Origin of the sequence: Chromobacterium sp. IIBBL 290-4 (assembly GCF_024207115.1) — a bacterium.
Lineage (GTDB): Bacteria > Pseudomonadota > Gammaproteobacteria > Burkholderiales > Chromobacteriaceae > Chromobacterium.
The window spans coordinates 3,167,566-3,186,478 of sequence record NZ_CP100128.1 but is presented as its reverse complement, the minus strand read 5'-3'; the positions used below and the strand labels follow the sequence as shown (position 1 = coordinate 3,186,478).

General features: G+C 64.4%; 12 protein-coding genes. 3 read left to right on the top strand and 9 right to left on the bottom strand.

The genetic code is table 11. From position 1 onward, the window contains the following. Positions 1-9: 9 nt before the first annotated feature. Together NKT35_RS14925 and NKT35_RS14920 are read right to left on the bottom strand one after the other, a co-directional pair. Entirely contained in the window at positions 10-2,169 is a 2,160-nt protein-coding gene (locus NKT35_RS14925) for a xanthine dehydrogenase family protein molybdopterin-binding subunit (RefSeq protein WP_254294345.1), read from the bottom strand. Continuing rightward, positions 2,166-2,633 carry a (2Fe-2S)-binding protein gene (locus NKT35_RS14920; protein WP_254294343.1) on the bottom strand — a complete coding sequence of 156 codons (468 nt, stop codon included), beginning with the start codon at positions 2,631-2,633 and terminating at the stop codon, positions 2,166-2,168. The genes NKT35_RS14925 and NKT35_RS14920 overlap by 4 nt, the downstream gene beginning before the upstream one ends. Before the next feature lie 497 nt (positions 2,634-3,130). Between NKT35_RS14920 and NKT35_RS14915 the strand changes: the two genes are divergently transcribed. Then, on the top strand, positions 3,131-4,450 hold the full coding sequence (locus tag NKT35_RS14915; RefSeq protein WP_254294342.1) for a sodium-dependent transporter: 1,320 nt from the start codon (positions 3,131-3,133) through the stop codon (positions 4,448-4,450). Positions 4,451-4,729: 279 nt separating this feature from the next. Here NKT35_RS14915 and NKT35_RS14910 read toward each other — a convergent pair whose 3' ends face one another. The 4 genes from NKT35_RS14910 to NKT35_RS14895 all read right to left on the bottom strand — a co-directional run bounded on the left by NKT35_RS14910 (position 4,730) and on the right by NKT35_RS14895 (position 9,310). Then, positions 4,730-6,541 carry a DUF1302 domain-containing protein gene (locus tag NKT35_RS14910; RefSeq protein WP_254294340.1) on the bottom strand — a complete coding sequence of 604 codons (1,812 nt, stop codon included), beginning with the start codon at positions 6,539-6,541 and terminating at the stop codon, positions 4,730-4,732. Further along, a complete protein-coding gene (locus NKT35_RS14905) occupies positions 6,522-7,232 on the bottom strand; it encodes a substrate-binding periplasmic protein (protein WP_254294338.1) in 711 nt (236 codons plus the stop codon). Before NKT35_RS14905 ends, NKT35_RS14910 begins: the two co-directional genes overlap by 20 nt. A gap of 59 nt (positions 7,233-7,291) precedes the next feature. Beyond that, on the bottom strand, positions 7,292-8,527 hold the full coding sequence (locus NKT35_RS14900) for a DUF1615 domain-containing protein (protein WP_254294316.1): 1,236 nt from the start codon (positions 8,525-8,527) through the stop codon (positions 7,292-7,294). Positions 8,528-8,593: 66 nt separating this feature from the next. Then, positions 8,594-9,310, bottom strand: a complete 717-nt coding sequence (locus tag NKT35_RS14895; protein ID WP_254294314.1) for a substrate-binding periplasmic protein — start codon at positions 9,308-9,310, stop codon at positions 8,594-8,596. 232 nt (positions 9,311-9,542) lie between these two features. Between NKT35_RS14895 and NKT35_RS14890 the strand changes: the two genes are divergently transcribed. After that, a complete protein-coding gene (locus NKT35_RS14890) occupies positions 9,543-10,478 on the top strand; it encodes a sensor domain-containing diguanylate cyclase (protein WP_254294312.1) in 936 nt (311 codons plus the stop codon). Here NKT35_RS14890 and NKT35_RS14885 read toward each other — a convergent pair. From NKT35_RS14885 to NKT35_RS14875, 3 genes are all read right to left on the bottom strand, one after another. Continuing rightward, a complete protein-coding gene (locus NKT35_RS14885) occupies positions 10,457-10,945 on the bottom strand; it encodes a hypothetical protein (protein ID WP_254294309.1) in 489 nt (162 codons plus the stop codon). The two genes, NKT35_RS14890 and NKT35_RS14885, sit on opposite strands and share 22 nt — an antisense overlap. Continuing rightward, a complete protein-coding gene (gene mpl / locus NKT35_RS14880; RefSeq protein WP_254294307.1) occupies positions 10,942-12,312 on the bottom strand; it encodes a UDP-N-acetylmuramate:L-alanyl-gamma-D-glutamyl-meso-diaminopimelate ligase in 1,371 nt (456 codons plus the stop codon). Before mpl ends, NKT35_RS14885 begins: the two co-directional genes overlap by 4 nt. A gap of 104 nt (positions 12,313-12,416) precedes the next feature. Beyond that, complete coding sequence (locus tag NKT35_RS14875) at positions 12,417-13,532, bottom strand: HD-GYP domain-containing protein (RefSeq protein ID WP_254294305.1); 1,116 nt, start codon at positions 13,530-13,532, stop codon at positions 12,417-12,419. Positions 13,533-13,660: 128 nt separating this feature from the next. Here NKT35_RS14875 and NKT35_RS14870 point away from each other — a divergent pair, with 128 nt between their 5' ends. Then, positions 13,661-18,850, top strand: a complete 5,190-nt coding sequence (locus tag NKT35_RS14870) for a PAS domain S-box protein (protein ID WP_254294298.1) — start codon at positions 13,661-13,663, stop codon at positions 18,848-18,850. The last annotated feature ends 63 nt before the right edge of the window (positions 18,851-18,913 follow it).

Here is an 18,913-nt window from a genome sequence, read left to right as displayed (position 1 = left end):
CGCGGGCTCCTATGCCAGCTGGTAACCGCTGCGGCTCAAGGGCAGGATGCGCAGCCGCTTGCCGCTGGCGGCATGGATGGCATTGGCCAAGGCCGGCGCGACCGGCGGCACAGCCGGCTCGCCGGTGCCGCCAGGCGCTTCCTCGCTCTGAAGAATGGAAACTTCGATAAGCGGCGATTGAGACATCCTCAACAGCTGATAGCCATCGAAATTCTTCTGCTCCACTTCGCCGTTTTTGAAAGTAATCTCGCCGAACAAGGCGGCGGACAGGCCAAACAGAATGCTGCCCTGCATCTGCGCCGCCACCTGATCCGGATTCACCGTCACGCCGCAATCCACCGCGCACCACACTTTTTGCACCGTCAGGCTCTTGCCCTTCACCGCCACTTCCATCGCATGGGCGACGTACGAGCCAAAAGAAGCGTGCACGGCGATGCCCAAGCCATGGCCCTTGGGCAACTTGCGGCCCCAGCCCGCCATGCGGGCGGCTTCTTTCAACACCCCGCTCTCCCGCGAACCGGGCGGCAGCAGCGACAATCGATAAGCCAGCGGGTCTTTGCGCGCCAGCCTGGCCAGCTCGTCGATGAAACTCTCGGTGGAAAAGGCGCTGTGCGAGTGGCCGACCGAGCGCCACCACAACACCGGCAAGGGCGTTTTCGGCGTATGCAGGTCCAGCAGCCGGGCCGGAATGGCATAAGGCATGTCGGCCGTACCCTCGATGGACAAGCCATCTATGCCATCCTTGATCATCATTTTCTCGAATGGCGTGCCGACCGCGATAGACTGCCCGACGCCGGTTTGCAGCCAGGCCACCGGCCGCCCGGCGGCATCGACGCCGCCGCGCACCCGGTCGTGCCACATCGGCCGGTAATAGGCGCCGGCCAGATCGTCGTCCCGCGTCCACATCAGATGCACCGGCACGCCCTTGCCATGGGCGCGCGCCACCTCCACTGCCTCGCGCAGCCAGTCGCCGCCGCCCGGTATCGCCCGCCGGCCGAAACCGCCGCCCAGCAAGGTGGTATGCAGCGTCACCTGCTCCATCTTCAAGCCCAGCATGCCGGCCGCCATCGCCGCGTCCATGGTTTGCGACTGGGTGCCGCTCCAGATTTCGCAGCCATCCGGCTTCAGCCACACCACGCAGTTGAGCGGCTCCATCGGCGCGTGCGCCAGATAGGGCAGCTCGTAGCGGACATCCAGCTTCTTGGCCGCGCCGCGCCAGGCGGCATCGGCCTCGCCCACCCGCTGGTAAACCTGCCCCTCCTGGCTCGCCAGCCGCCGATACTCCTCGTTCAACTTAGCCGAATCCAAAGCGGCATTGGGGCCTGCATCCCATTTCACCTCCAGCAGATCGCGCCCCTTCTTGGCCGGCCAAAATCCTTCGGCGACCACCGCCACGCCGTTGCTGATCGCCACCACCGCCTTGACGCCTGGCACCGCCAATGCCGCATCCGCCTGAAAGCTCAACGGCTTGCCGCCATAGCTCGGGCAGCGCTTGATCAGCGCCGTCAATTGGCCCGGCAGGCGCACATCCAGCGCGAACTGCGCGCTGCCGTCCAGCTTTTCCGGCCCGTCCAGCCTATGTACGCGGCTGCCCATCAGCTTCCAGCGATGGCGCGGCTTCAACTCCACCGCATCCGGCACCGGCTGCTTGGCGGCGGCCTCGGACAGCTCGCCATAGCCCAGGCTGGCGGAGTTGGCGCTGTTGTACACCCGGCTGTTTTCAGCCCGGCATTGCGACATCGGCACGCCCCAACGCGCGGCGGCGGCGGCGATCAGCATCTGGCGCGCGGCCGCGCCCACCTTTCGGTACTGGTCGTAACTGGACAAAGTGCTGGTGCTGCCGCCGGTGATTTGCAGATGGAAAACCGTGTGGGCGTACACCGGCGCCACCGGCGCGGACACCACCTTCACCCGGCTCCAATCACACTCCAGCTCCTCGGCGATCAGCAGCGCCAGCGATGTATAGATGCCCTGCCCCATCTCGGACTTGTTGCTGACGATGACGACGCTGCCGTCGCGCTCGATGCGGACAAAAGCATTGGGCACGGGAGCCGCTGCCGCGGGCGTAGCGGCCTGCGCCATTCTGCCGCCTGTCGGCAAGGTGAAACCCAGGCACAGCGCGCCGCCGGCTTTGAGGAATTCGCGGCGGGAAAGCTGACGAATATTCATGCTTGCGGCTCCTTCAGCAATCTGGCGGCTTCATGAATGGCGGCGCGGATGCGCGGATAGGTGCCGCAACGGCACAGATTGCCGCTCATCGCATTGTCTATGTCCTGATCGGAAGGTTTGGTATTGCCGCTGAGCAAAGCGGTGGCGGCCAGCAACTGGCCGCTCTGGCAATAGCCGCACTGCACCACATCGATTGCCTGCCAGGCTTGCTTCACCGCCTGCGCCACCTTGTCGGCGTTGCCTTCTATCGTGGTGACGCGGTCGCCTTCCTCCAGGGCCGCCAGCGGCGTCACGCAGGTGCGGATGGGCTGGCCATTGCGCAGCACGGTACAGGCGCCGCACAGCGCCGCCCCGCAGCCGAACTTGGTTCCGGTCAGGCCCAGCTCATCCCGCAGCGCCCACAGTAGCGGCGTGTCCGGAGCGGACCTCAGTTCCGCCGCCTTGCCGTTAATGATCAGTTTCATCGGATCGATCCCCGCAGAGGGCGATGGACGCACGCCGCCTGCGCCGTCGCCGGTTGATGTGAAATCAATATAGGCGACCGCTCCAAGAAGCGGCAGCGCGAAACCGTCAGGAGGCAGCGCCTGGCATGCTCACAGGGTAATTTGCAGCTTTATGCCAAAAACAGTAGAAACTATTCGCATTCATTGTTACATTTTGAAGCGTATCCAAAATACAAATCGAGGACCGCCTGGCGTTGCCAACCCTGATGCCGCGGTAGTGCCGTCCAACAAACGGCGTCCTCTCCCAGGCTGTTGCGCTTTAGCCCCGGCGCCGCTCGCGCGGGCCGCAAGCGCGCCCAGCCGTCCCCTTCCATGACTGCCCGCCATAAGGGCAGCGGGAAACCTCGCCGCCGGCCTTGCGCTGGCGGCCGCATGACCCTGTCTTCGCCTGCCCGCGCGGCAAGGCGCAGCCATGGCCAGGCACCTTCCAAAACAGCATGACGACAAAGACTTTCACCATGAATCGATCTCAATGGGGCTCGCGCCTCGGTTTCATTCTCGCGGCCGCCGGCTCCGCCATCGGACTCGGCGCCATCTGGAAATTTCCCTATGTGGCGGCCACCAATGGCGGCGGCGCCTTTTTATTCGTTTACCTGGGCATCTGCCTGACGCTGGGCCTGGTGCTGATGTTGTCGGAAATGGCGCTGGGACGCGCCGCCAACGCCGGCGCGGTCGGCGCTTTCCGCAAGCTTGCCGGCGGCGGCTGGCCGGTGATCGGCTATATGGGCGTGCTGGTGTGTTTTTTGATCCTGTCCTTCTACAGCGTGGTGGGCGGCTGGACCATCGCCTACATCGGCAAGTCGATTGACGGCGGCATCCTCACCGCCGACGCCAAAAAGCTGGGCGACATCTTCGGCGGCTTCATCAGCCATCCCTCCCAGCCCTTGATCTATCACGCCGCCTTCGCGCTGATGACGCTGGGCGTCGTGGCCGGCGGCGTGCAAAAAGGCATAGAAAAACTGTCCAAATTCCTGATGCCGGCGCTGTTCGGGCTGATGCTGCTATTGATCGCGCGCGGCCTGACCTTGCCTGGCGCGCTGGAAGGCATGGCCTACTTCCTGGCGCCGGACTTCTCCAAGCTCAGCGGCGCCATGCTGATGGATGCGCTGGGCCTGGCCTTTTTCTCGCTGTCGCTGGGCTTGGGCATCATGATCACCTATGGCTCCTATGTCGGCCGCGACTCCAATCTGGTGGGCTCGGCCCTGTGGGTGATCCTGCTGACGGTGGCCACCTGCTTCCTGGCCGGATTGATGGTGCTGCCGGCGGTGTTCGCCTTCGGCTTCGACCCGTCCGCCGGCCCGGGCCTCACCTTCATCACCATGCCGGCGGTGTTCGCCCACCTGCCGATGGGGCAGTTGTTTGCGGCGATGTTCTTCTGCCTGCTGCTGCTGGCCGCGCTGACCTCCTCGGTGTCGCTGCTGGAGGTGATCACCAGCTTCGCCATAGACGAACTGGGCCTGTCGCGCCGCTCCGCCGCCTGCGGCATGGCGCTGGCCACCTTTTTGCTGGGCATTCCGGCTTCGCTGTCGCTGGGCGTATGGGGCGACTACCAGCTGTTCGGCATGAATTTCTTCGACCTGCTGGACTTCGTCACCTCCAAGCTGCTGATGCCGCTGGGCGAGCTGCTGCTGGCGCTGTTCGTCGGCTGGAAGGCATGGCCGGTGGTGCGCGCGGAGCTGTCCGCAAGCTGCCCGCCGCGCGCGATGACGGCGATGCGCGGCTTCTGCATGGCGCTGGCGCCGGCCTTGATAGGCTGGATTCTGATCGGCGGCTTCTGATCCGCCGCAGGCTGGCGTGACATAAGCAAAGGGAGGCGCGAGCCTCCCTTTTGCTTAGCCGGCCTTAGCCGTCTTGCGCGGCCGTCTTGTCGGCCTTGCCTTCTATCGCGGTGACGCTGTCGCCCTCTTCCAGCGCCGACAGCAGCGGCGCGTCCGGAATGGACCTAGCTCCATCGTCTTGCCGTGAATGATCCGTTTCATCGAATCGATCCCGCAGGGCGATGGACGCGCGCCGCCTGCGCCGTCGCCGCTTGATGTCAAATCAATATAGGCGAAGGGCTAGAAACCGGCTTTCAGGCTCAGCATGAACACACTGCGGTCCTGCAGCAGGTTGTATGCGCCGCCGCCGGTGCGGACATAGCGCAAGTCCAGCGCGCAGTCCTTTTTCAGCGGCACGCCCAAGCCGGCCGTCGCGGTATGGCGGCCTGCCGAATACTGGCCATCCTCGGAATAGCCGACCGGGTCGTAAGCGAAAGCCAGGTAAGGCTGCCATGCCGGCCAGCCCTCCCGTCCGCGCACGCTGGCCTGGTATTTCAGCTTCCAGCCCCAGGCGGTAGGCGTGACAAAACCGGACAGCGCGCAAGAGGCGGCGTCGCTGGAGCAAACGGGCTGCGCGCTGCTGGGCGCCGTGCCGAAACCCGGTCGGCCGTAGCGCATCACATAGGGATCCGGCAAGCCGAACACCTGGCGCAAGCCGATCTGCGCGTCCAGCGCGCTGGCTGTCGGCCAGGAAAAAGGCTGATGCGCGGTGACTATCCATTGGCTGACGCGAAAATCGTCGTAGCCCCGTATGACATCGCCGGCAGTCAGATGGCTGAGATAAGCCAGCGGCCCTGCGCCGGCGATGGCGCCGTTGAAAATGTCCGCTCCGTTCCAGGGCAGAGGATGATTAGGCTGCACGCTGTATTCGACATACAAGCGGGCGCCGCTGTCGGTCTGACGCAGCCAGTTGAGCGCGAACAGATGGCGATGGTCTGGAAAGTCATCCCGATATTCGCCGGCGATGCCGACAGGAATTGGCGCGCCGCCGGGCCCCGGCGCGGTCAGCAGCGCGCCGGGGCCGGTCTTGACCACCTGCAGCAGCGGGCTGCGATAGATATAGTCGGCGGCGAACACGCCCAGCCGGCCGCCCAGCACCTGATCGCGATGCCAGCCCAGTCCATATTGGCCTGAGCCAGGGCGGACATCGTCAGTACGGGCGATGAAATCCAGGGGATTGGCGATGGACTGCTGATCGCCGGTAAGCACCGGCTTATGCGCCAGCTGGCTCAAGATCGCGCCATTGAGCGTCAGTTTGTCGCAACCGGGCTGCAGATAATCGTTGATGGAATAGAAGGTGCCGCAGCCGGGGTAGCCATTGGAGCGGAAAGCGAACTGGTAATAGCCGTCCAGACTGCCAAGCGCGCTGATCTGCCAAGAAGCGTAGACGGCCGGCGCCTGCTCATTGGCCGCCTCGGCGGAGGCGCTGGCGCGCAACATGGCCGGGTAGTCCACCGCGTTGATCTGCTGCAGGCCGCCGCCTATCGTGGTCGGCGTGGCCCAAGGTATCACCTGCTGGCCCAGCCGGAAGGTCAGCGGCCTTTGCAGCACGCTCAGGCTGCCATACCAATACATGTCATCCAGCAACAGTCCGCCGAACCGGCTGGACGGGACGAAGCCGGCATCGCTCAATGGGCCAGGACGGTAGCCATTGGCGACATTGCCATGCGGCGCCGACTCCGCCGCCAGCGCCTGGTCATACCAAGCCTTGGCGCTGATGAAAAAACCATAGCCGCCGCGGCTGGCGTCCAGCTGAACATAAGCATCCACGCTGCGCGAAACCGTGTCGCCCTTGCCATAGTTGAGCTCGCCATCGTTGCGGCTGCCCATGCCTGCGCCATTGATCAGATAAGACGAAGGCGCGTCGGCGCGGATCACGGTTCCGATGCCGAACGCGCCCTTCCCTTGCAGGCTCCAGCCGTTCCAATCGCTTTTCACGCCATCGCCCAGACTGCTGGGGCGGTCGCCGAACACGATGTCGCCAGCGCAGGCCGATGCCGGCAACAGCAAGGCGGCAAGCAGGCCCAGCCCGCTAGCGGCTGCGCAAGCCATCGAAATCCCCGGCCGCGCGCCGCGCCGCCACGCCAGCATTCAAGCGGGCCATCGCCTCATCGCTGACGTTGGCGTTGCAGGCGAAATACAAGGGCCAGTCGGCCAGCACCAGCGCCACCTTGGGCGCAGGCATGGCGATGCGCTTGGCCATTTGCGCGACGTCCAGATCCAGGGCGGCGAACAGGTCCAGCCGCTCCAACTGCAGCTGCCGCAAACCTGTCTCCACATCCAGGCTTTCCTGCGCCGGCACGCCCGCCTCCTTGAGCAGGCTTTCCTGCATGGTGCCGCGCGTCACTCCCACCCGCAGAGCCTGGACATCCGCCAAACTGGCGACCGCCCGCTTATCCTCGGCGCGAGCCAGCAACACCATCCGCAAGTTGAGGATGACATGGCTCCATTTGAACTGCGTCTCGCGCGCCGGCCCGCGCGCCGACAAGGCGCAGCTGTCCGGCAGACGCCGCGCCATCATCAAGCAGCGCGCGACTGGACAACCTTTCAATTGCAAGGTCTGGCCGGCGCTGGCGCCGATGCGGCCCAGCAGACCCGTGATCGGACCGGCCACCGTACCGGCGTCGTCCACCAGCGACAAAGGCGGACGAGGACTGATCCAGATCGTCAGAGAATCGGCTTGCGCCGGCGGTGTCAGCCCCAGCCAGGCCGCTGCCAGCGTTATGCTCCACCATCGCGCCACGACGCCTCCCCAGCTTGCTTCCCCCATTCAGCATAGCCGGGCGTCCGGAAACGATGCCGCTAATTGGCCCCGTCGCGCGCCAGGCAGCGCTGATAGCGGCCATCCACCCGCCGCGCGAACCATTCGGTGGTGAGCTTGTGGGTGAACTTGGGGCTGACCAGCACAATCTGCGGAATGATTTCGCGCGGCGCTTTGGAGCCGGCCAGCGCGAACACTTTTTGGTACAAGGGCGACTGGGCGAAACCGGACAATTTTTCCAGCTTGAGATCGCGCAGCATCTCGGCGTCGCTCATGCCCAGGCGGCCGGAGATAGCTTGCAGCGCGCGCTGGGTGTCGCTGACTTCGCCGGACAGATCGCGGTTCATCTTGTTGTTGTACAGCATGATGTCGCCGTCCAGCGCCAGCTTGCGACCGGACAACTTGGCCACCGCCTGCTGGAAAGCGGCATTGCGGCTGGCGTAGCGGCCGGCGTTGAAGTCGGCGAAACGGTAGACCATGTCATGGTAAGGCGCGGGATACTGCAACAGGATGGCGGTGCCGAAGTAGACGCTGCCGCGGCGGGTGAACACCTCGTCGCGCAGGCTGGCGTAGCTGTAAGGATACGGCCAGGCGCGGACGTGGGTTTCGGCGAAGGCCACGCTGACCTGCATCGGGCCGCCGTCGCGAATCGGGTTCTTGTGCTCGAAGATGGTCTGGCCGAACGGCAGCTCGCGCACCATGTCCTCATACAGCGCGTTCATCTCGCGCTTGGTGCGCAGGGCATCCACCCGCTGCTTGAATGTGCGGCCATCGGGCGATTTCTTGCTCATCGCCGCGTCCACCACGAATTGCGGAATCAGGTATTTCTGGCGGCGCTGATCGATCTCGCCCCAGACGATCTTGGACAGATTGGGCACCACCGGGTCCGGACTGAAACCGGACTCTTGCTCCGCCACCGCCAGCACCGCGCAGAAGAACTGCGGCGTGTACGGAATCTTCAAATGGCTGAAGGCGCCCATGATGTCATTGCTCCAGCCCTTGCGGTCCGGTATGCCCTGCGGCAACAACCGCTCCAGCAGCGCCCTGCCTTGGCCTTCCTGCAAGACGGCAGGCGGCTGGATGGGCTTGCTCACCGGCCTGCCGGGCGGCGGCGCGACCACCGGGGCGGAGGCGGGTTCGACCGGCGCGGGCGGCGGCAACTCGGCGCCGGGCGCGGAAGCAGGGGAAACGACAGCCGGGGCGGAAGCGGGCTGGGGCGGCGTGGCGCAGGCGGCGACAAGCAGGCTGCCGGCCAGCAGAGTCAGACGGGATTTCAACGGAGTCTCGCGGAACAGGCAAAACGCCAGTTTAGCGCAGCCCGTCCCTGCTTGACATGCGCTTTGTCACTTCATGTCGAAGCGCCCCATGCTGCCGTCCTGCCGCATGCTCTCAATCGCATGGTCCAGCTTGGACATCGCCCTATCGCTGACTTGCGGGTTGCAGGCCAAGGCGATGTCGCTCTTATCCACCACCAGCGCGGCTCTGGGGTGCGGAATGCCGACGCGGGTAGACAGCGTGGACACGCCGATATCGACCATGCCCCACAAATCCAGACGCCCCAGCTGCAGCTTGCGCAAACCGGTTTGATAGTCGGAGCTTTCCTCCAGCGCCAAACCCAGCTCGTGCAGCCTGGCCGCCACCGCGCTGCCCCGCATCGCGCCTATCCTCAATTTGCGCGCATGCTCCAGATCCGGCACCAGCAAAGTGTCATCGCCGCGGGAAAACAAAACCAGCTGGATGGGCAGAACCGGCGCGCTCCACTTCAGCTGCAGCCGGGGCCCGAGAAAGCGGGAAAGCGGGATACAGGTGTCTGGTGTCTGCTGCACCAGCAGCATGGAACGCGCCTGGGGATAGACTTCGAATGAAAAAGGGATGTCGGCGCGGCGAGACAGTTCTCGCAGCAAATCGACTCCGCCGCCATGAAAATCCTGGCCTTCGCCCTCCATCACGCCCTCCATCACGCCCGGCAGCTGGATCAGCAGGATGCGCAGAGACTCGGCCTGCGCGCTTCCCGCCGCGAGTCCGCCCAGCAAAGCCGCCAACGGCAGCCATTTGTTCATGGCCTCTCCCCAAACCGCGCGCTGCTTCCACCATAGCAAACCGCTGCGGCGCCTGCCGTCCAGCCCTGCCGCGGCATTGATCGCCAGCCCATCCGGCTATGCCGTTGAAATGTCGGTCGGGCGTGAAATACCCAGACACACGTCATACACTAAGTAAAAGAACGTAGCATGCCGCGACGCCTTTCCAGGCCCCAGCAGCACCCCTCGCCTCAGCCGCCATGGGAGCCGATGAATGGAAGCTTTGCAAATCCTCCAGCCTTTGTTCGACACCGTGCAAGGCAGCCTGCTGCTGACCGAGCCGGAAAGCGGCCGCATACTTTCGTCCAATCAACTGGCCGGCATCCTGCTCGCCTGCCCGCACAATGAACTATTGGGCCGATCCATCTACGAGTTCCTGGCCGACAAGGAGGACGAAAACAATATCCGCCAGGAGCTGGAACGCAACAATATGATCTACAACCGCGGCATGCTGCTGCGCACCGCCACGGGACGCAGTTTCGATGTACAGTTATCCGTGCGCAAAGTAATGCTGGACGGCGTGGAGACCCAGGTTTTCAGCTTCATGGACCGCACCGAGGCCAAGGTGATGAGCCAGCTGCTGGATTTCGAGCGGCAGTTGGTGGAGCGTTCGCTCAATATCGTCCGCTCGCTGAAGGAGGACGGCGATCAACAGGACAATGAAGACAAGCTGACCGGCGTGATCGGCATGCACCGGCTGATGACCATGGCGCACAATGAAACCACCCGCGCCCGCCGCTATGGCGCGCAATTGTCGGGACTGGTGCTGGAGCTGGTGAATGTGCCGGAGATGGTGCCGAAGGAAGACGACGGCTCGGCTTACAATCACCTGCTCCGCCTGGCCAGCAGCCTGTGTCTGCAAAGCACCCGCGACAGCGATGTGGTGGCGCGCCGCGCCGAAGGGAGCTTCATCGTTCTGCTGCCCAACACCGACATGACCGGCGCCAACGAACTGGGACGCAGACTGATCAAAGCCTTGCGCCAGCTCACCTTCATCTATCAGGGCGCCGAGCACCAGGCTGCCGCCTGCGTCGGCCTGAGCGCGCTGCGCCAGGGCGAAAACAGCCCCACCGCGCTGCTGGACCGCCTGGATCAAGCCTTGGGAAAAGCGCGCGAAGGCGGCGCCAACTACATCATCAAGCTGCCCTGAGCCCGAGTCGCCAGATACCTCGTCAACTGCTCGACCCGGCGCGGCCGATCAAACAGCCGGTATAAATCCAGCCAATCCTCGGCCGGCATGAAAGGCAGCGCATCCTGTCGACAGCTTTTGGCTGGATCAAACTCCCAGCGCACCAATGCCCCCTCGCGCCGCGCCGCGATGCCGGCCATCAGGTCCAGCTCAACCCCGGACGAGGCGCGGTAGCGGACGAACACCTCGCTGGCGTAGTCGGCATGCGCCGGCCGCGGCAGGCGCTGCAAACAACCATCCAGGATGGTCTCCGCCGCGCCAGCGCACTCAAGCGAAACAACGATATCCAGATCGCGCGGCGCCGGCTCCAAGCCCAGCCGCCACAGCAGCGAACTGCCGCCTATCGCCCACTCCAGTCCCTCCAGCAGCGGCGCAAGTTGCCGCGCCAGCAGCAGCGGAGCGGGCAGGCCTGCGGATGGCGGCGTCAAGCCAGCTTGTCCAGCAGTTTCTGGTGAATGCCGCCGAAGCCGCCGTTGCTCATCACCAGCACGTGGTCGCCAGGCTTGGCCTCGGCGGCGATGGCGCTCAGCAGCGCATCGAAATCGGTGAAGGTTTGCGCCTTGGCGCCCATCGGCTCCAGCGCTTCCGCCGGGTTCCAGTTGAGGCCGGCGGCCGAGCAGAACACCAGGTCGGCCAGCGCCAGCGAACCCGGCAGCGCGTCCTTCATGGTGCCCAGCTTCATGGTATTGGAGCGCGGCTCCAGCACCGCCAGGATGCGCGCCTGGCCCACCTTGCGGCGCAGGCCTTCCAGGGTGGTGGCGATGGCGGTGGGATGGTGGGCGAAGTCGTCGTAAACAGTGACACCGCCCGCCACGCCCTTCACTTCCATGCGGCGCTTGACGTTGGCGAAGCGGGACAAGGCGTCGATGGCGTCCTTCACCGCCACGCCGGCATGCCGCGCGGCGGCGATGGCGGCGACGGCGTTCAGGCGGTTATGCTCGCCCAACAGCGCCCAGCGCACCGTGCCTTGCAGCTTGCCTTCCAGCAGCACTTCGAAGCCGCCGTCCTCGTGCAGCTCGCCCAGTTGCCAGCCGGCGTCCGCGCCGAAGCGCTCCACCGGCGTCCAGCTGCCGCGCTCCAGCACGCGGTCCAGATTGGCCTCGCGGCCGTTGCTGACGATGCGGCCGTTGCCGGGAATGGTGCGCACCAAATGGTGGAACTGGGTCTCGATGGCGGCCAGATCGGCGAAGATGTCGGCGTGATCGAACTCAAGGTTATTCAGGATGGCGGTGCGCGGCCGGTAGTGGACGAACTTGGAGCGCTTGTCGAAGAAGGCGGTATCGTACTCGTCGGCCTCGATCACGAAGAAGGGGCTGACGCTGTCCGAGTCCAGCGCCGGCTTGCCCGGCAGCCGCGCCGACACGCCGAAGTTCTCCGGGATGCCGCCGATCAAAAAGCCCGGCGCCAGGCCGGCGTCTTCCAGTATCCACGCCAGCATCGAGCTGGTGGTGGTCTTGCCGTGGGTGCCGGCCACCGCCAACACCCATTTATCGTGCAGCACGTTCTCGGCCAGCCACTGCGGACCGGAAATGTAAGGCAGGCCGCGGTTGAGGATTTCTTCCATCAAAGGCTTGCCGCGCGTCACCACATTGCCGATCACGTACACATCCGGGTTCAGTTCGATCTGCTCCGCGCCGAAACCCTGGGTCAATTCTATGCCCATCGCCTCCAGCTGGGTGCTCATCGGCGGGTAGACGTTGGCGTCGCAGCCGGTCACCTTGTGGCCGGCCTGTTTGGCGATGGCGGCGATGCCGCCCATGAAGGTACCGCAGATACCCAGGATGTGGATGTGCATATCGGTTCAGCGCAGAAAGACAACGAAACCGCAAGGATACCGGAAAGCCGGCCGGGCCGACACCAAGCCAGGCCTGGCGCGGCCAAAGCGCGGCGGCCGGAGCATCACCCCTGCGGCTCGGCCCTCTCCGCCTGCTGGTCCGCATGCCGTCGGGCGATGGCGACGAAGTCGTCGAAGTTGTCCAGAAAACAATGGGTGATGTCGGGATCGAACTGGCTGCCGCCGCCTTCGGCGATCAATCCGCGCGCATGCTCGAACGAAAAAGGCGGCTTGTAGCAGCGCCGCGAAATCAGCGCGTCGAACACATCGGCCAGCGCCATCAGCCGCGCAGGCAAGGGAATATCCGTCTCGGCCAGGCCATCCGGATAGCCCGCCCCATCCCAGCGCTCATGGTGATGCTCCGCGATCTCCTTGGCGTAAGTGAGAAACTCCAGCGAATGGCCGACATCCCGCTCAGCCTGGGCAATCGCCTCCGCCCCTATCCGCGCGTGCGTGCGCATGATGGACCACTCATCCTCATCCAAGGCGCCCGGCTTGCACAGTATCTTGTCGGGCACGCCGACCTTGCCGATATCGTGCAGCGGCGCGGAACGCGCGATCAAATCTATCTTGTGGTCGGTCAACTCCCCCGCATACGCCGGCAAGGCCTGCAGCAAGCGGGCCAGCCTTTCCACATAGCCCTGGGTGCGCAGCAAGTGGTTGCCGGTCTCGTTGTCGCGGGTTTCCGCCAGCCGAGCCAGAGCGTGTATCGCCACCCGCTGGGTCAGATCGTTCTCCGACATCCGGCGCGCCACTTCGCGCTCCAACCAGCGGTTTTGATCGCTCAAGCGGTCTTTGGCCTGCTTCAGCTCCAGCTGGATGCGCACTCTCGCCAACACCAGCGGCGGCGCGATGGGCTTGGTGATGTAATCGACCGCGCCGGCCTCCAGCCCCTGCAGCTCATCCTGCAGATCGCCCATCGCCGTGACGAAGATCACCGGGATATCGGCAGTGGCGGCCTGGGCGCGCAAACGGGTGAACACTTGCCGGCCGTCCATCTCCGGCATCATCACATCCAGCAAAATCAGCTCGGGCCTTGGCTCCGCCTCCGCCAGCCGCAAAGCGGCGGCGCCGCTGTTGGCCACCAGCACCCGATAATGCGGCTGCAACAATTCGCCCAGCACCGCCAGGCATTCCGGCGCATCGTCCACCACCAGCACGGTGATCCTTTCCCCCGCCATGGCTACTCCCGCAAGATATTGATCCTACTCATGTTCGGCTATTTTCCGCTCCCTCGCGAACCCAACTTCGTCTAGATTGATACCAATGCATGGTTTTGATCGCCGCCCCCGCCGCACCGGAGCTTGCCTTGTCGATTTTCTCTAAGGTTAGACCTAAAGCGCTCAACCGCTTGTCACGCCTGTCGCTCGCCCTCCTCATCGTGTTCGCCGCCGGGTTGGCGCAATGGGGGCTGTGGGCCTATCTGCAGCCTTATGCCTGGTTCTTGTTCTATCCCGCCACCTTTCTCGCCGCGCTGGCCTGCGGCCTGGAAGGCGGCCTGGCCGCCACCTTGCTGTCGGTTGGCTTGGCATGGGCGATTTTCATCCCACTGAGGCTAAATGGCGCGGCCATGAGGCCCTCCGATCTGTTTTCGATCGCGGTATTCGCGGTCACCGCCGCGCTGTTCAGCCTGTTCAGCCGCCACCTGCGAAACCTCGCCGCGCAGCAAGCGGCTTCCGCCCTCAGCAGCCATGAAAACATGCGTTTCCGGGCATTGTTCGAGAACGGCCAATATGGCGTGCTGCTGCTGTCCGCGGATAGCCGCGTCCAATCGGCCAACAAGGAGGCGCAACGCCTGCTGGGACGCGACGAGGAAACCCTGCGCCAATTGGCGTGGGTGGATCTGCTGGCGCCGACTGAAACCCGGACCGACATCGCCGCCGTAGAGCCGGACCAGGTTGTTGAAATGCAATTGACGCACGCCGCCAGGGGGCCGATCGCAGCCTCGGTGACCATTCGCCCATGCCATGACGCGCAAATACCGCTGTTCTACAGCGTGACCCTGCACGACCTCGCCCCGCTGCTGGAAATGGAAGACGCGCTCAAGCAGCAGCATGCCTTGCTGCAGGCGATTTTGGACAAGGCGTCGGCGGTGATTTTCATCAAGGATGAGCAGGGCCGCTATATGCTGGCCAATCACCGCTTCGCCGAAATTTTCGGCCTGGCGCGCAACGGCATGCTGGGCCGCACCGATTTCGACCTCTTTCCCGAAGAGGTCGCCCGCCGCGTCACTTCCGCCGACCAATCCGTGATGGCGACCGGACAAGCGATAGAGCTGGAGGAAACCGTCCCCCATCTCGATGGCATGCATACCTATATTTCGCTGAAATTTCCCTTGCACGACAAGCAAGGCAAAATCTACGCCGTCTGCGGCATCGCCACCGATATTTCCGAACGCAAGCGGCTGGAAAAGCAGCTGCACGAGCACGATGAGCTGTTGCGCGAGATGAGCGCGATCGCCAAGATCGGCGGCTGGTGGTTCGACCCCGCCACCGGGGAAGGCGGCTGGACGCCAGAAGTCGCGCGCATCCATGATCTGCCTGAGGATCTGCCCGCCAACGTCTCCCTGGGCCTGTCCTTTTACGAGGGCGAATCCCGCGTCCGCATAGAAAAAGCCGTTAAAACCGTCATTGAGCAGGGCGCGCCATACGATCTGGAACTGGAGTTGATCAGCGCGGCCAAACGGCGCAAATGGGTGCGCACCTTGGGCCGACCGGTGATAGAACAAGGGCGGATCGTCCAAGTCCGCGGCGCCATGCAAGACATCACCGAGCAGAAGCAAGCAGAGGTGGCCTTGCGCGAAAGCGAGCAGTTGCTGCATCTGTTCGTCGATCACGCGCCGGCCTCGCTGGCCATGTTCGACCGCCAGATGCGTTACCTGGCGGTCAGCCAGCGCTGGCTGAAAGATTACGGGCTGGAGGGCCGCGACGTCCAGGGCCTGTCCCATTACGCGGTCTTTCCTGAAATTCCCGAGACTTGGCGAGCCATCCATCAACGCGGCCTGGCGGGCGAGGTGATACGCGCGGAGGAGGATCGCTTCCTGCGCGCCGATGGCCACGTCCAGTGGCTCAAATGGGAAATCAGGCCCTGGCACGAGAAAAACGGCGCCATCGGCGGCATCCTGATTTACACCGAAGATGTCTCGGACCGCAAGCTGGCCGAAGCCGACACTCACCGCTTAGTCCAAGCGCTAGGCCAGACCGCGCAACCCATCGTCATGACCGACGCCGAGCAACGCGTCACTTATGCCAACCCGGCTTTCATCCAGCTGATGGCCTATCCGGCCGACGAGCTGATAGGCCACGCCATCTCTCGCCTGACGCCGCTGGAAGAAATGGCTCGCCGCGAGGCCATCAATAGCCTGGTGCTCTCTCGCGGCAACTGGTCCGGGGAGGTGGCGCGGATCAGCAAGCATGGCGAGTCGATACCGATCTATCTCACGATCGCGGCCATCCACAACCTGGACAGATCGCTGGAAGGCTTTGTCGCCACCTACGCCGACTTGCGGCCGATGCGCGAGAAAAGCCAGGCCCTGGCCGCCAGCCAGGCTCGCTATCAATCGCTGCTGGACCATGCCGCCGACGCGGTCTTCGTCGCCAGCCCACAGGGACGCTATCTCTACGCCAACCATCAAGCCAGCCTGCTGCTCGGCTATACCCAGCAAGCGTTGCTGGGCATGAGCATTCCGGACATCACGCCGGAGCAGGATAGAGAACATTCGGCCGCCGTGCTCAAGCAGTTGCTGGCCGGCGAACACGTCACCACCGAGCTGCTGCTCAAGCGCAACGATGGCGCGCTGACGCCCGTGGAAATCAATGCGATCCAATTGCCCGACGGCACCCTCTACGGCGCTTGCCGCGACATCACCGAGCGCAAGCGCGCGGCGGACGAAATCCGCAAGCTGTCGCTGGTGGTGGAGCAAAGCCCGGAAAGCATCATCATCACTGACCGCGACGCCGAAATCGAATATGTGAACGAGGCTTTTTTGCGCCATAGCGGCTACAGCCGCGAAGAGGTGCTTGGACAAAAGCCCAGCCTGCTGGCCTCCGGCCGCACGCCCAAGGAAACCTACCAGGAGCTATGGCGGCAGTTGGAACAGGGCCTTCCCTGGAAAGGGGAGTTTTACAATCGGCGCAAGAATGGAGAAGAGTCGATCGAATTCGCCGTCATCGCGCCCATTCGCCAGGAAGACGGCAGCATCACCCACTATTTGGCCTTGCAAGAAGACATCACCGAGAAAAAGCGGATGGGATTGGAGCTGGATAATTATCGCCACCATCTGGAAGAGCTGGTCGAGGCCCGCACCTCCGAGGTGAAAGAAGCGCACGCCCGGCTGCAAATGAACCAGTTCGCCATGGACAGCGTGGGCATCAGCATCCAGTGGGTGGACCCCGACAGCGGCCGCATCCTCTACGCCAACCGCCACTGCGCTGACATGCTGGGCTATAGCGAGCAGGAATTGCTGAGCCTGTCCGTGCCCGACATCGACCCCAATGTCCCCTTTCCGGCATTTCATGCGGCCATCGCCCAGTTGCGGCAGCATAACCGCGCCCAGTTCGAAAGCGCCAATCTCACCCGCCAAGGCCGCGCCATCCCGGTGGAGGTGACCTTGTACTACGCCAGAGGCGGCGAAGACTCGCCCGACCGCGTCATCGCCTTCGTCATCGACATCAGCCGCCGCAAAGAGGCCGAGCATGCCCTGGTGCAGGCCAAGGAAGCGGCCGAGGCGGCCAATGCGATGAAATCAGCCTTCCTGGCCAATATGAGCCATGAAATCCGCACCCCGATGAACGCCATCCTCGGCATGGCATATCTCTTGGGCCAGCAAGGCGTGTCCAACGAACAGCGGCACCAGTTGGACACCATAGACCGCTCCGCCCGCCACCTGCTCAACATCATCAACGACATTCTGGACTTGTCCAAGGCCGAAGCCGGCAAACTCAAATTGGATTACAGCGACTTTGAGCTCTCCCGGCTGCCTAAGGATGTGGCCGCCATGGTGGCGGACCTGGCGCGCGCCAAAGGCTTGGCCTTGCTGCTGGAGCTGCCGTCCGAACCGCTGGCCGCCCGCGGCGACCTCACCCGGCTGACGCAATGCTTGCTGAACCTGGCCAGCAATGCCGTCAAATTCACCGCCAGCGGCAGCGTCGCCCTGCGGCTGGAGCAGAGCCTGGGCGAGGATGGCGCGGTGCTGGCCCGGTTCGAAGTCCGCGATACCGGCATCGGCATTCCCGCGGAAGCGCTGCCGCGGCTGTTCGGCGCCTTCGAACAGGCCGACGCCTCCACCACTCGCCGTTACGGCGGCACCGGACTGGGGCTGGCCATCACCAAGCATCTGGCGGAAATGATGGGTGGGACCGTGGGCGTGGAAAGCCAGCCCGGCAAGGGCAGCGTGTTCTGGTTCACCGCCCGTCTGGAGCGGGGCGAGCTGCGCGCCGCCGCGGCCGAGCCCGCCCTCTCGCCAAGCCATGCCTCGCACCCGGAAGGATTGCGCCTGCTGCTGGCGGAGGACGACCCGGTCAACCAGGAAGTGGCGGTCGCCCTGCTGCGCAGCATAGGCCTGGATGCGGACATCGCCGAAAACGGCGCGCAGGCGGTGGCGCGCTTTCTCGCCGCCCCCGCCGGCTATGCTCTGATTTTGATGGACATGCAGATGCCCGGCATGGATGGCCTGGAAGCCACCCGCCGGATACGCGCAAACCCGGCGGGACGCCAAGTGCCCATTCTGGCGATGACCGCCAACGCTTTCGCGGATGATAGGGAGGCCTGCGAAAAAGCCGGCATGAATGACTTTGTCGCCAAACCGGTCGAACCGGCGCGGATGTTCGAAACCTTGCGGCGCTGGCTGCCGCACGCGCAAGCCGCGACGCAGGCTGCGCAGCCGGAACGCCCTGCCGCGCCGGCGGAGCTGCGCAGCCAACTCGAGGCGATAAGCGGCCTGGATCTGGCCCTGGGCTTGTCGCGCGTGGGCAACGACCTGGAGCGCTACCGCTCCTTGCTGGGGCGGTTCCTCGGCTACCACAGCGAGGACGCGGATAAGCTCAGGCAAGCCGATCTGACGCAAGAAGAAGCGGTGCGGATCGCCCATACCCTCAAAGGCAGCAGCGGCACGCTGGGCCTGAGTTCGCTGCAAAGCGCCGCCGAAGCGTTGGAATCCTCCTTGCGCGACCATGGAACAGACGCGCAGGACAAGCTTGAGCAGTTGGCGGCTCTGTTGCGCCAGTTGAACGACAGCGTCCTGGCGCTGCAAGCCGCGGCGCCTGAAAAAACAAGCGCCGCCCCGGGCGGGAAAGACGCCTTGCGGCAATTGGCAACCGCGCTGCGGGCGGGAGACTTCTCCGCCGACGGAATCTTCCGCCGCCATCATGGCGCGCTGGCGCAAAGCCTTTCCGCCGACGCGATGCGCCGCCTGGAGCAAAGCATGGAGGCCTTCGACTTTCCCCAAGCCTTGCTGGCCATCCAGGAGCCCGAGCCGAGCTCGCCGCGCATCGACAATTGAATTCAGCGCCGGGAAAAGCCCCCGTCCGACACAGATGAACATATACTCAATTGGCGCCTAGCC